The sequence below is a fragment of the Coleofasciculus sp. C1-SOL-03 genome, from assembly GCF_040220555.1.
Classification (GTDB): domain Bacteria; phylum Cyanobacteriota; class Cyanobacteriia; order Cyanobacteriales; family Coleofasciculaceae; genus Coleofasciculus.
In genome coordinates this window covers 1-13,334 of record NZ_JAVJUO010000007.1, presented here as the reverse complement: position 1 = coordinate 13,334, position 13,334 = coordinate 1, and the positions used below count along the sequence as shown (strand labels likewise).

The window sequence follows — 13,334 nt, the reverse complement described above, 5'->3', positions numbered from 1 at the left end:
GGGTTCTAGGGCGAATTGCTTCTTAAACTACTGATTTTATAACTCTTTTCAACCTATATTATCCTGCAAAAATTTATCTAGATTTAAGAATTGATAGAGTATAAATCACTACAATAAGCTTATCCTCAGATCTGGTACTCTGCTAAGGGCTTAATTTACTATTGCCTATTGCCTATTGCCTATTGCCTCTCCCCACTATTTTAGTCACTCGGCTAAACGGGGAAAAATATAATTGCCAAACGTTGTTGAACTCTTCCTCTACCAATCCCACCGAAAAAGTTTCCGGTTCTTTGGGAACATATAGCGTTCCGGCTAGATAGTCCCAAATTGAAAAGATTAATCCCAAGTTTTTATCATAGTGTTTCTCTAATTGACTATGATGGATCTGATGCATCGCTGGACTGACTAGGAGATGATTCAGATGCCAACCGTAAGAAATCCAAACATGGAAATGGCGAAGATTGGACGTCAGATGAAATAGATAAATAATCACACTGACACCCGCTATCGTGAAAGGTTCAACATCGCCCTTAAACGTATATCGGAATAAACCCGTGACCAACCCTAGCAAACAGGCTTTGCAGGTATAAATGATCATATCATCGACAGGGTGATCTCGCTTAGCCGTGACAGGGGTTAGCACTTGGGCTGAGTGGTGAGTTTTATGGAATTCCCACAGAATGGGTACTTTATGTAACAAGTAGTGCGCCAGAAAATAGCCAAAATCTATGGCGAAAACAACGGCAATTGTATAAGCGAGTTTAGCGGCAAAATTTACGTCCGGTTCTATTCTCGGTTCTCTGAAAATTCCGTAAAAGGATTGAGTTGTCAGTTTGGCTACTATTTCCGTTACACTAATCAGTAGCGTCAGACGGATAAGGATTTTTATCAGCCCATTAATGAAATAACACTGATAGTCTAAGATTGCCGATTTGTGAGTATAAATTGAGTGAGGGAAACAGTAACTTAGTAAACTTCGCCAAGAAAAGTTGCCAGAATTGGGATGAGAGATTCGGTATAATCCCAAAAGCAGAATTAAACTGAATAAAATATAAATCCAGTAAAAATTGTGGGCGCTGTCAAATAGAGGAATACCTAGGTTAATTATTTCCTTGACCGATTCCGGAAGTGAATAAAACACTTCTTTGACCAACTCAATCATGACTATTGTATTTAATTGTAGTTATCTCAGAGTTCAAGAAAGATCCTGAGAATCCCAAAATGATGGTTTCGTATCCTCAGAGAATAATCCTAACAAAGGACCCAGAATAGCGCCAAAGACAAACCCGCCAGCGTGCGCCCAGTAAGCGATACCCCCATTTTCCATCCCCACATTGGCTGGGGCTTCTAACATAGCTAACCCATTAAACGCTTGCTGCAAGAACCAAAATCCCAGGAAAAAGACAGATGGTAATCTTAACGTAGTGAAAAAGAAGCCCAGGGGAATTAATGTGACTACTTTAGCATTAGGAAACTTAAGAATATAAGCACCCATCACGCCCGCGATCGCACCACTCGCCCCTAGGGATGGAATCCCTGATTGGGCAGAGAAAAACCACTGGGCTAAACTGGCTAATACGCCACAGGTTAGATAAAATATCAAAAACTTGAACCGACCCAGTTCTTCTTCAATATTATTGCCAAAAATCCAGAGAAATAACATATTAAATCCCACATGGGTAAACCCCGCATGGAGGAACTGGGCTGTGATTAACGTCAACGGTTCAGGGATCGGCTGATGCACGGTAATGCCGTTGAAACTGGCTGTCAGTTCTTTTGGAACAACAGCAAATAGATGAAAAAATACATCCAGTTGTTGAGAATTTAAGGTTAGCTCGAAAATAAAAACTAGAACATTAATTGCAATTAACGTATAAGTGATGTATGGTGTAATTTTGATTGGATTTTCATCCCGTAATGGAACCACAAGCCTCTTTCTCCCTGATCAATTAACAACTAATTATTTAAGTAGGTTGATGGATACAAACCTAATTATATCAACTTATGGAAATAGTCCTCAAACCCTTACATAAGATTTAGCTTGCTTCTCAAAGAGCAACTAAGTAGTCGGACAAAAGAAAACCACACTGTAAGTTTTGCAAATCGTCCTTAAACCCTTACTGTTCCCTGTTCCCCGTTCCCTGTTCCCTAATCTCAACCATTAACTTTAATTGTGTCCACCTACTTATGACCAATGACCAATGACCAATGACCAATTAATCTTCAGACAACAATCCAAATAAAGGACCAAGGATGGCTCCGAACACAAAACCGCCAGCATGCGCCCAGTAAGCAATTCCTCCGGTTTCCGTTCCTACATCCGTTTGCACGCTGACACTCGCCACGCCACTAAACGCTTGTTGGACAAACCACAACCCTAAGTATAAAACAGCAGGTAATCGAATAGTTGTCACGAAATACCCTAAAAAGATTAAGGTATTGATTTGAGCCGTAGGAAACTTGAGAATATAAGCACCCATTACTCCCGCGATCGCACCACTCGCCCCTAGGGATGGAATCCCGGATTGCATAGAGAAAAACCACTGGGACAGAGCGGCTAGTATACCACAAGCAATGTAAAATATAAAGTACTTGATATGACCTAGGCGATCTTCAATGTTGTTGCCAAAAATCCATAAAAACAACATATTGCCGCCAATATGCAAGAACCCTCCATGAAGAAACTGGGAACTGATCAAGGTAAACCATTCGGGTACGGGTTGATCGACCGGAATTCCCTCAAAGCTAGCGCTTAATTCTTTAGGAACAACCGCATACAGGTGGAAAAATTCATTAAGCTGGGGCGGTGTTAAAAGTAATTGATGGATAAAAACCGCAATATTAACACCAATGAGCGCGTAGGTTACATAAGGAGTAATGCGCGTCGGATTATCATCACTAATGGGGAACACAGTATGAATTATGAATTAGGAAATCTAAAAGGCAGTAGTTGAGTAAAATTATACCAATTGCATTTTCATCGGCGATGCCCGACTGCTCATTTTTACGATACCCTACAGGGGGATTCGTTGAGCAAAACTGATAGGAACACTTTATCATATTAATTGGCAATCTCAATCCCGTCCGGCAGATTGAGCAACCATCAGGGTGAATGAGTGGCTGTTGGAGTCAGCTTTTTGTAACGTTAAAGGCTAAGAGTTCTTAACCTTGAAGAAGACCCCCTTAGCTGAGCATCTAAATTCATGGACTTACTCGAGTACCAAGCCAAATCCTTATTCCGTGAGATCGGCATTCCCGTCTTGCCTTCTCAATGCATCGACCATCCCAGAGATCTCAAGCAGTTAGACATTCCCTATCCTGTGGTTCTCAAATCCCAAGTCCCCAAAGGCGGACGGGGTAGAGCCGGTGGTATCCGGACGGTGGAAAATACAATTGATGCGATCGCCACCGCACGAGCTATTTTTAATCTATCCATTCTCGGTAAATATCCCAACGTGCTGCTTGCCGAATCCCATTATGATGCCCAACAAGAATTCTATCTGGCGGTTATCCTCGACTACAGCTTAAAACGCCCCGTTCTGTTGGGTTCATGCCAAGGTGGTATCCATGTGGAAAACGTCATGGCACAGATGCAGCGAGTCGTCGTAAAGGACGACTTCTCTCCCTTTTACGCCCGACGTCTAGCCTTCAAAATGGGACTTCAAGGGTATCTGATTGAATCAGTCAGTGATATTGTCCAGAAAATGTATCAACTGCTGATCCAAAAAGACCTAGATTTAGTGGAAATTAATCCCCTTGGCGTCAGTGCTAGCCATGAAGTCATGGCGCTAGATGGCAAAATTGCGGTCAATGATCACGCTTTGGGACGTCAATCAGAGTTGGCAAACCTCGCATCCAGCCTCACCCACACTCCCCAACCCGCCGATCAGCCAACGGATCTACAATGGACAGATAGTCAAGGAAATATTGGGATTCTGTGTAACAGTCCTTGTCTTGCCGCCGCCACATTGGATTTAGTGTACAAAGCTAAAGGTAAGCCAGCAAGCTGTTTAATTGTAGACGGTTATGCCAGTTGGGATGTACCGTCCGCCGCCTCTCCCGTCCAACAGTTACAAAATGCCTTGCAGCAATTGACAGACACTCAAAACATCCAAGTTGTCTTAGTGAATATTTTGAGCAACGCAGCAGCGAGTGAAGCCGTGGCTGATGTAATCGCCAGTTATCTACTATCGAAAGGGGGTCAGAATGCTGAAATCAGTGTAGTAGACTATGCCCAAACACCAAAGACAGGCAAATCGAATTCCCGTGACTCCCGCAATCGTCGCCGCCGGAATCTCACATCGAAATCTGCATCGAGGACAGATATGCCTCACTTGGTCATTCGTTTAGTCAACGGCAAAATAGACAGTAGCCAAAACCGTTTAGCGGCACTCCCGGTACACTGGATGGATACCTTGGATCAGGCAGTGGCACAAGCGATTTCTTTGGCACGTTCATGAAAAAGTGGTGAGTCTGTAGGGGCGGGTTTTACGGTTATCGTTTTTTCCACTCCAATATGACTCAACCCGCCCTAACGATCAGTACCTAGTAGGTATCCTATAGTTATTCTAGTTATTCGCTTGTGCCAAACCTCGACTGATCGTGTGAATCGCAAGCATCTACTACATTGCTGAAGTCAGCGCCTATGAAATTCACGCCAGACATGAAAATATTAGTCCAGGGCATTACCCAACCCATCGGTTCCTATTATGCCGCCCGCATGAAAGCGTATGGCACGAATCTAGTGGCTGGGGTTAGTGCAGGTCAGGGGGGACAGACATTGCATGGGATTCCCGTCTTTGACCTCGTAGAAGAGGCGTTGTCCGAAGCTGGATCTTGCGACGCCACAGTTATTTTTGCCGAATCCTACAGCGCCTTGGATGCCGCGTTAGAAGCGATTGATGCGGGATTGTCGCCCATTATTCTGGTAACGGGTGGTATTCCCCCTCTGGATATGATTCACTTGCTGGACAAAGCTCAAGCCAGCGAAACTCTGATTGTCGGACCGAGTAGTTCCGGTATTATTGTGCCAGGAAAACTGTTACTGGGGACTCAAGAGTGTGAATTTTATACGCCCGGTACAATTGGTGTGATTAGCCGGGTCAGTACTCTCACCTATGAAGTGGCTTTGGCGTTAACCCAAGCTAAACTTGGGCAATCCATCGCTGTGAATCTCGGTAGTGAAGCCATTATCGCCTCGTCATTTCGCCAGTGGCTGGAGATTTTAGCCCAGGATAAACGGACAGAAGCGATTGTCATAGTGGATCAGACGGGGGGCGATAGTGAAGATGAAACCGCAGAGTTTATTGCCCAAGCCATAGAGAAACCCGTTATTGCTTATGTTGCTGGACAATATACCCCTGAAGACAAACAAGTCGGGGATACCAGTGCGATTATCGCCGCTCAATTATCCGGACCGATCGCGAATACGACAACGGCTCAACATAAGGTAGCGGCGTTCACCCAGGCAAATATACCTGTCGCTGAGTATCCGTCCCGAATTCCTGACTTGGTAAAAAAGGCGCTCAAATACCATTAACGGGAACGGGGAAAGGAAGCTGGGGAAGCTGGGGGATAAAAATCTCAATTAGAGTTCACCGCCAGCCGTATTGGAACAGAACTTCACCAAAAAAATCAAATAGGGGGTGACACCCCCCACCCCCACAGTGCTATACTGTGTTATGTAGATGCACCCTGATGATCGGGAGAGTCGCCTAATTTTAGGGCTCTCCTTTTTTATTTGTCTGAATGTCGCCCCAACTGATCTAAATAGGGGGTGACACCCCTCACCCCCAAAATGCTATACTATGTTAAGTAGATGCACCCTGATAATCGAGAGAGCCAATTATAGGCTCTTTTTTTTTCTCTTATTCCAGATTAATTGGTCAACTCGGCAACGTAAATAGGGGTGAAACCCCTCAACTAAACGGTCATCCATCCAAGCCTGACGAATGACGAATGACGATCAGAGCCGTTAACTTTAATTGTCCCCACCTACTTCCCTCCTAACCATGACTTTACCTGAATCAAGCCGATTGCAATTGACCCCAGATTTGAACATCTGTCGCATCCTAAATGGCTTATGGCAAGTATCTGGCGCTCATGGACGCATTGATCCCCAAAAAGCCATCGCCAGTATGTTTGATTACCTAGATGCTGGCTTTACCACCTGGGATCTCGCCGATCATTACGGACCAGCGGAAGATTTTATTGGCGAATTTAGGCGTCAACTGGTGGCGACTCGTGGTGAGGAGGCGTTAGCGAACATCCAAGCCTTTACCAAATGGGTACCCCGCCCAGGTCGGATGACTCGACAATGGGTGGAGAAAAATATCGATCGCTCTCGCCAACGGATGGGAATGGATTGCCTGGACTTGCTGCAATTCCACTGGTGGGACTACCGCGATCGCAATTATCTGGACGCCCTCAAACAGATGGCACAACTGCAAAGGTCAGGGAAAATCAAGCACCTGGCGTTAACCAACTTTGATACCGAACACCTAAAAATTATCATCGACGCCGATATCAACATCCTCTCCAATCAAGTCCAGTATTCCCTGATTGACCGCCGTCCTCAAGTCAATATGGCACCATTTTGTCAAGACCATGACATTAAACTTTTCACCTATGGCACAGTCTGCGGTGGCTTGTTATCAGAAAAGTATTTAGGACAACCTGAACCGGGTGGGGCAGAACTGTCTACGGCTAGCTTGAGAAAATACAAGAACATGATCGATGGGTGGGGCGGTTGGAGTTTATTTCAGGAATTGCTCACCGTACTCCAGGACATAGCCACTCGCCATAATGTGAGTATCCCCAACGTAGCCGTGCGGTATATCCTCGATCAGCCAGCCGTAGCCGGTGTGATTGTTGGGGCGAGGTTAGGCATATCAGAACATATAGAGGATAATGCCAGAGTATTTACCATGACCCTCGATGCCAAGGATAAGGAGAAGATTCAAGCCGTATTGGTCAAGTCTTATGATTTGTATCAAATCATCGGCGATTGTGGCGACGAATATCGGCGGTAAGCCGGAAAAGACATTCCTGAATCCAGGATACGGCGGGAGTATATCCTAAACTAATAAACAGAAAAACAGCAGACCAATGGAACACTCTCCCGTTGACGCCCAACCTGATGCTCAATCGGTGTCATCGGCGTCTCCTCATTGGACGCCATTTGATCACACGATGATGCAACGGTGCATCGAACTTGCTCGCCGTGCCCTTGGACGAACTAGCCCCAATCCTTTAGTGGGTGCCGTCATTGTCCGAGATGGAGCGATCGTGGGAGAGGGATTTCATCCCGGCGCAGGTCAACCCCATGCAGAAATCTTTGCCCTCCGTCAAGCGGGTGACAAGTCTCAGGGAGCGACCCTTTATGTCAACCTAGAGCCTTGTAATCACTATGGACGAACGCCCCCCTGTACCGAAGCATTAATTACCGCAGGAGTCGCCAAGGTTGTCGTTGGTATGGTTGATCCCAATCCTCTGGTGGCAGGGGGTGGGATTGAGCGGCTCAGAAAGGCTGGGATTGAGGTTGTCGTGGGTGTGGAAACAGAAGCTTGTCGTCAGCTTAATGAAGCGTTTATTCATCGCATCCTGCACAAGCGTCCTTGGGGAATGTTGAAATATGCCATGACACTCGACGGCAAAATTGCCACCGCCAGTGGTCACAGTGCTTGGGTGACAGGTCAAGAAGCGCGGCGGTATGTGCATCAACTGCGGACGGCTTGTGATGCTGTGATCGTAGGGGGAAATACTGTGCGTCTGGATAACCCTCATCTTACCAGTCACGATACCAATACCCACAATCCCTTGCGAGTGGTCATGAGTCGTAGCCTAGACTTGCCGATTGATGCCCATTTATGGAAAACCGCAGATGCTCCCACGTTAGTTTTGACCGAGATTGGAGCCAATCCGGATTTACAGCAGCAGCTAGAGAACAAGGGAGTAGAAGTAATTGAGATGACGCCTCTGACACCCGCCAAGGCAATGGCGTATTTATACGACCGACAGCTTTCAACGGTGTTATGGGAATGTGGCGGCACCTTGGCAGCCAGAGCGATCGCGGATGGCACTGTCCAAAAAGTACTGGCATTTATTGCCCCGAAAATCGTCGGTGGCAAAACAGCCCCCTCACCTGTTGGGGATTTGGGATTAGCAACGATGACAGACGCCCTAACGCTTAAACAAGTCAATTGGCGTCAGCTTGGATCAGATTATGTTGTGGAAGGCTATGTGTCATAACTTATAAAAAATGCTAGAAGTGACCATTTTCAGCGTGTTGGTCGGCAATCTGGGTTGGCAATCAGTGGTTGTCAGTACATGGCTGCGCTGGCGACAGATGATTGGGAGTCATCATTATCAGGAGGAGGAAGAGGAAATTGTGACGGGTTTTGATGCCAAAGAAGACTCAGCGTTATTACAACAGCGACAAGCCAACGGCACGATTGACCGTATGAGCCATCCAGAACAACCTTCAGTAGACCCGCAACTGGTTGGCTGGGAATTTAAAATTGTGCGATCGCACCGGGATTTATTTCATAAACCGACTGTGTTTCAACAATTGTGTGAAGAAGAAGCGCTAGCCGGTTGGATTCTACTGGAAAAACTTGATGATCGGCGCGTCCGCTTTAAGCGACTGATTGCGTTACGGAATATCATTGATCCCCAACAGCTACCGTTTGATCCCTACCGTTGTTATTATGGGTCGTCATGGACTGCTCGAAGTTGGTTGGGTCTAGTCGCCGTGCTGATTGCGATCGCAGTTCCTGCCTATCTGAGTTATACCCTCGTTTCCAACCTGCTACACGACTCTCCAGAGGCTTTACCCCAGTCTCCTTATCCAGATATACCTCCCCAGGATTTCCCACCCGCGCCGTGACGTGATTATCTTTAATCCTACTCTGAACCTTTATTGGTAACGGTTGATCGTTTGTGCAGCCAGTCCTCGTTATCAAAAATTGGATATTGGAAACATCCTAGAATAGTAGACAAAGCATGACTAAGGCTAGGAGAGTGGGCAAGGTGAGTTCACAAGGGAAATGGATCTGCGATGGTGAACCGAAAAATAATGATCGGTCTTATGTGGGTACAGGTTCCCATGCTCCCCACGAAAATTATGGTCCAGATTGCTCAATCTGTGGCTTGCCCAGAGAAGCGATGCAGAAAAAAACGGTCATGTCGGGTAAGGGTGTTAAAATACCACGATTTTCCCTGCCCATTCTAGTCGCGATCGCACTCTTAGTTTTGTTGGGTGGTGGTGTGAGTTGGTATCTGGCGACAAGGGAAAATCAGACGCAACCTGTCACCGACAATGAAACGCCGACGCCGACGTCACCCTCACCCCAGAACTCTACCGCCTTACTCAGTGATACCGCCAGTCCAAGTAATGCGTCACTGATGAGTCAGGGTGAAAAGATATTATTGGATATAACATCTGCCAAACAAGCTGGCGCGGCTGCATTTGCTCAACAAGATTGGGATCAGGCGATCGCACAATATCAACAAGCGACGAATGCTGACCCGAATGATCCAGAAAGTAAACTCTATTTCAATAATGCCAAAGCTAGGCAAATCGGTAATCCATTGACGATCGCGGTTGTAGTTCCAATTACGCCGAGTGAGAATGAAGCCAAAGAAGTGTTGAGGGGTGTCGCATCAGCACAGGCGGAATTTAACGCCTCTCCAACGCCAGCCAATCGCTTACTAGAGGTCATAATTGTCAATGATGATGGCACAGGTAAAACCGCGTCTTTGGCAGGGGATTTAATTAAATTTCCCCCGGTTTTAGGTGTAATTGGACATGGAGTAGATGCCGGAACCCGACAAGCGATCGCACAATATGAAAAAGCGGGGTTAGCTGTACTCTCGCCCGTGAGTACCAATGTGACATCTGACGCGACAGGTCAATCTGTCTTAAAAACTATTTCTCTGACTCAACAAGACCAAGAATTACACTACGCTCTCCCCACCCTACATATAGAGCCTTTGCGTAAGTCCTATTGTTTTCAGATCTTCTCTGAAATCCGCAACATCGTAGTGAACACAGATATCCCGACTGGCAATCAAATGCTGGAACTGGATTAGATTCATCCCCAGTAACCGACTGGCTTTGCCGATGCTGATTTTTTTGCTGGAAAAGCATCAGCACAATTTATTGAATCAACTCTGCTTCTGAGAGTCGTGAGGCTTTAACGATTTCATCGGGAATGGTAACGCTCATGGTTATACCTCGCATCCATATAAATAATCAACACCTATAATTCTCCTGTAGGGGCGACCCGCTTGCACAAATGAACATCACCAATCCACTCAATTGACTCGGGTCGCCCTTTGCTTAATGGAGAATGAGACGTTCCGGCTTCACGTTTCTACCCAATTGTGCGAATTGCCCAAACCAGGGAAGCCTTATAATACAGGATAAAACACTGATTTAAAATTCTATAGGATTTCTGGTGCTTCGTTATCGTCGCCGTCTTTGCGCGGATTTTGTTGGATGTGATTGAGCGGTATAAATTGAAGGTAGAGAGTCAGTCTGTGTCGCCAGGGGTTGTGTAGCAGCCTCGGAGTGATGGGGGGAATGCGCCAACTCAGATTGAGGCGAAGAGTGTAACGCCGCAGGCACATATTTTCTGTACGAATTGTGGGACAAAGAATCCTAGCAATTCTAAGTTCTGTTTTAAGTGTGGCACTCAATTGGTTAAATTGAATTGAAGAGGGTGATAACTTTAACTGACATCAAGACTATCTAACTCTGATTTAGCTATTTTAGAGTTTAAGAGTGAAACAATCTATCAAGTTGCCGCAATTGGTGATACTAGTCGCTTGACTGGAGGGAATGCTGTGTATATTAGTGGTGACTTATATTTAGACGAAACACAAATACATCAGCTAGCTGAGGGACAACTTACTGATACGGCAATTTCTAGCCATAGAGCGCGTCTAGAGTATACTAACGTTACCACAAGACCGATGAGAGGTGGACTGGTATTGGATGACAAAGGTGATCTAGTTGGAATTCACTTGAATGCTGGTTCTGGCATTCCAATATACGTTCCCAAAAACTCTAAACTATACTGGCTTTTTAGGGTTTCATCGGCTTGTTCTGCCAAATATTCCGGTAACGTTGTTGAAAAGTTATGGCTTTTGTCTTGCAGGCTCATCTCATAGGCATCTGCCTTAATTTGGTTGAGTAGCACATTGCGCGTCCAACCTAAGCGAGCCGTCGCTTCCAAATAATAGTGGCGAGCCGCCTCATCTTTAATGCGCTGCATAATCAAAATATTATGACCCCAAGGAATTTCTGCAACAAGCTGTTTCAGAAATTCAGATGCTTCAGCATAGGCTTCATAAAACTGCTTGATTAACCACAAATTGCGCGGTGAGAATCCAGTTATTTGAGGAAATTCAGCCTTGAGGTCAGCCGATAGCCATTATACCCTGCTATTTGCTTGAGTTTTGCCATGTTGCATCTAGGGTAAAGTTACAAGAATCTTGGAGAATACAAACATCATTCACCTTTATTAAATTACCTGTACAGAATATAGGAATGCGTTCTTGATACGCTTTAATCGCCAAAATATAATCACGTCCGCTTAATTCGGTCTGAACTTTACAGACTTGATTGTTGACAGCTCCAAAAAGTGTAATTTGTCCTCTTAATTCGGTCGCGTTTGGAGGCTGAATTTGCATCACTACTCCCTGAACCTTGACAGCGTTGGCTGTTGTATTTAAGAAATGACGGGTTTCTTGACCTGTAATCCTTGCGTAAAGGACAACGGGATCGAGATCGGCTTCATTCTCCCATTGAATCGTTCCTAAATCATGATTGACTCGGACTTTAGCAAAATAGTCTGGATTTTTTAAGGGAGTAAATATCCCCGTAAATTCGATTATTTGACTAATATCAACTATGCCCTCAACACCATCATCGAATCGTAGATGGAGTTGATATCCTGCTAAAGGTTGAACATCGACAATATCTTTTAGCATGGCTTACTCTAAAGGAATGATTTTGTTTAAAGGTTGGTTAGTTTGGGCGAGTTCCCAGTTCTCCATGAGTTCGGTTTGATGTAGACTTGCCCATTCAGTCACAAGTTTAGTTGCTCTTGAGGTTAGCTTTCCGGCTATAATTTCCAGCGTATTAATACTGACAAGGGCTTTTTGTTGGTTGTAGCGGACATGAAAATGTGGGGGGAGGTGATTGTTATAATACATGGTAACGATGATTCCGAAAAAACGACTGATTTCTGGCATGAAATCACCTCTTTACTGCAAACGTCTGTCTGCCATGACTAGCCTATCACTAGGGTAGCCGCGATGTCCCTAGGGAATTAATGGAGGTGTTAAAAGCGCGATCGCACTTTCTTATACATCTAAATTGCCGTTGGTAGGGGCACGATACCATCGTGCCCTGCTATCAGACTGGTTAAGGTGCGTTACGCAAGCGCTTTCACACGATGGCGGACTGACACAGCTAAAATTGTGGAATAGATTTGACGTTTAACCCTGAGCGAAGTCGAAGGGTTAAACGGGGCGCAAGCCTTGCGCCCCTACTACCATTTTAGGTGTGCCACGCCACTACAGATAGAGCCTTTGCGTAATCCAAATCTTGAGCGGGTAACGCAACCCGTTATCATGATGTTATGGGAAGAAGCAACACCTCTGGTCACACTACTGTTGTCGGGAGTCACCCCTACCTTGAACTCAACAATCAAGGTCAAATCCAGCGCTTTTATCTCAACCAAGACACCCATACACTGGGACGCGATCGCACCTTCTCTAACCTCCCCATCCCTCCCAGTTGGGACATTATCTCCAACCGCCACGCCATCTTACGCAAAGAGGGTGAGGACTATCGCATCTTTGATGGCGATGGTCAACGTCCCAGTACCAATGGTATTTTTATCAACAAAACCCGGATCAACACCAGCACAGGCTATCTCCTCCAAAGCGGTGTACAACTGGAAATTGGTCAAAATCCCCGCAACTATATCCTCCTCACCTATACCAATCCCAATCGCAGCCAACTCACCGTCCAACCCAGTAAACAGCGCCTATCCCTTCAAGGATTACGGGAGTGGCCCGTGGAATTGGGACGCGAACCGACTCCGGGACGCTACGCCGCCATCCAACTCGACGCCCCCACCGTCTCCCGCCTACACGCCGTTATCACTCCCTCCCCCCAAGCTCACAAGGGTAGGTTTTTTACCTTGACGGTATAATGGGGGTCAGACAAGGAAGACCTGGAGGGAAAGTGGACAAGGAAGAAAACCCAAAAACCATTAAAACTCATGAAGATCTGATTATCTATCAAAAAGCGTTTGATG

At 45.8% G+C, this 13,334-nt stretch carries 14 protein-coding genes and 1 pseudogene; 8 read left to right on the top strand and 7 right to left on the bottom strand.

All coding sequences use genetic code 11. The features are described from left to right. Positions 1 to 172 precede the first annotated feature (172 nt). From RIE73_RS00760 to RIE73_RS00750, 3 genes are all read right to left on the bottom strand, one after another. A complete protein-coding gene (locus tag RIE73_RS00760; protein WP_446399359.1) occupies positions 173 to 1,162 on the bottom strand; it encodes a sterol desaturase family protein in 990 nt (329 codons plus the stop codon). Between the two features lie 33 nt (positions 1,163 to 1,195). Next, on the bottom strand, positions 1,196 to 1,927 hold the full coding sequence (locus tag RIE73_RS00755) for a rhomboid family intramembrane serine protease (protein WP_446399358.1): 732 nt from the start codon (positions 1,925 to 1,927) through the stop codon (positions 1,196 to 1,198). 289 nt (positions 1,928 to 2,216) lie between these two features. After that, complete coding sequence (locus RIE73_RS00750) at positions 2,217 to 2,912, bottom strand: rhomboid family intramembrane serine protease (RefSeq protein WP_446399357.1); 696 nt, start codon at positions 2,910 to 2,912, stop codon at positions 2,217 to 2,219. A gap of 291 nt (positions 2,913 to 3,203) precedes the next feature. On the opposite strand from RIE73_RS00750, the gene RIE73_RS00745 reads away from it, so the two are divergent. The 5 genes from RIE73_RS00745 (at position 3,204) to RIE73_RS00725 (ending at position 8,887) form a co-directional block, all read left to right on the top strand. Next, positions 3,204 to 4,460 (top strand): ATP-grasp domain-containing protein, encoded by a 1,257-nt coding sequence (locus RIE73_RS00745; RefSeq protein WP_446399356.1) that lies wholly within the window; start codon positions 3,204 to 3,206, stop codon positions 4,458 to 4,460. 185 nt (positions 4,461 to 4,645) lie between these two features. Next, positions 4,646 to 5,539, top strand: coding sequence for a succinate--CoA ligase subunit alpha (locus RIE73_RS00740; protein WP_446399355.1), 894 nt, complete (start codon positions 4,646 to 4,648; stop codon positions 5,537 to 5,539). Positions 5,540 to 6,011: 472 nt separating this feature from the next. Then, positions 6,012 to 7,031, top strand: a complete 1,020-nt coding sequence (locus RIE73_RS00735) for an aldo/keto reductase (RefSeq protein WP_446399354.1) — start codon at positions 6,012 to 6,014, stop codon at positions 7,029 to 7,031. Between the two features lie 76 nt (positions 7,032 to 7,107). After that, positions 7,108 to 8,250 carry a bifunctional diaminohydroxyphosphoribosylaminopyrimidine deaminase/5-amino-6-(5-phosphoribosylamino)uracil reductase RibD gene (gene ribD / locus RIE73_RS00730; RefSeq protein WP_446399353.1) on the top strand — a complete coding sequence of 381 codons (1,143 nt, stop codon included), beginning with the start codon at positions 7,108 to 7,110 and terminating at the stop codon, positions 8,248 to 8,250. Positions 8,251 to 8,260: 10 nt separating this feature from the next. Beyond that, complete coding sequence (locus RIE73_RS00725) at positions 8,261 to 8,887, top strand: hypothetical protein (protein WP_446399352.1); 627 nt, start codon at positions 8,261 to 8,263, stop codon at positions 8,885 to 8,887. Between the two features lie 1,091 nt (positions 8,888 to 9,978). Here the strand turns inward: RIE73_RS00725 and RIE73_RS00720 are convergent. Then, positions 9,979 to 10,098 (bottom strand): hypothetical protein, encoded by a 120-nt coding sequence (locus RIE73_RS00720; protein ID WP_446399351.1) that lies wholly within the window; start codon positions 10,096 to 10,098, stop codon positions 9,979 to 9,981. A gap of 501 nt (positions 10,099 to 10,599) precedes the next feature. On the opposite strand from RIE73_RS00720, the gene RIE73_RS00715 reads away from it, so the two are divergent. Beyond that, positions 10,600 to 10,719, top strand: a complete 120-nt coding sequence (locus RIE73_RS00715; protein ID WP_446399379.1) for a zinc-ribbon domain-containing protein — start codon at positions 10,600 to 10,602, stop codon at positions 10,717 to 10,719. A gap of 18 nt (positions 10,720 to 10,737) precedes the next feature. Beyond that, positions 10,738 to 11,175, top strand: coding sequence for a trypsin-like peptidase domain-containing protein (locus RIE73_RS00710; RefSeq protein WP_446399378.1), 438 nt, complete (start codon positions 10,738 to 10,740; stop codon positions 11,173 to 11,175). A 5-nt stretch (positions 11,176 to 11,180) separates the two neighbouring features. On the opposite strand, the pseudogene RIE73_RS00705 reads toward RIE73_RS00710, so the two are convergent. The 3 genes and pseudogenes from RIE73_RS00705 to RIE73_RS00695 form a co-directional block, all read right to left on the bottom strand. Further along, positions 11,181 to 11,423, bottom strand: a pseudogene (locus tag RIE73_RS00705) (DUF1016 N-terminal domain-containing protein); the annotation flags it as partial. A gap of 25 nt (positions 11,424 to 11,448) precedes the next feature. Beyond that, positions 11,449 to 11,997 (bottom strand): DUF2442 domain-containing protein, encoded by a 549-nt coding sequence (locus RIE73_RS00700; protein WP_446399350.1) that lies wholly within the window; start codon positions 11,995 to 11,997, stop codon positions 11,449 to 11,451. A gap of 3 nt (positions 11,998 to 12,000) precedes the next feature. Beyond that, complete coding sequence (locus tag RIE73_RS00695; RefSeq protein WP_446399349.1) at positions 12,001 to 12,261, bottom strand: DUF4160 domain-containing protein; 261 nt, start codon at positions 12,259 to 12,261, stop codon at positions 12,001 to 12,003. A gap of 389 nt (positions 12,262 to 12,650) precedes the next feature. Between RIE73_RS00695 and RIE73_RS00690 the strand changes: the two genes are divergently transcribed. Continuing rightward, positions 12,651 to 13,229: an FHA domain-containing protein gene (locus RIE73_RS00690; protein WP_446399348.1), complete on the top strand. Its 579-nt coding sequence runs from the start codon at positions 12,651 to 12,653 to the stop codon at positions 13,227 to 13,229. The last annotated feature ends 105 nt before the right edge of the window (positions 13,230 to 13,334 follow it).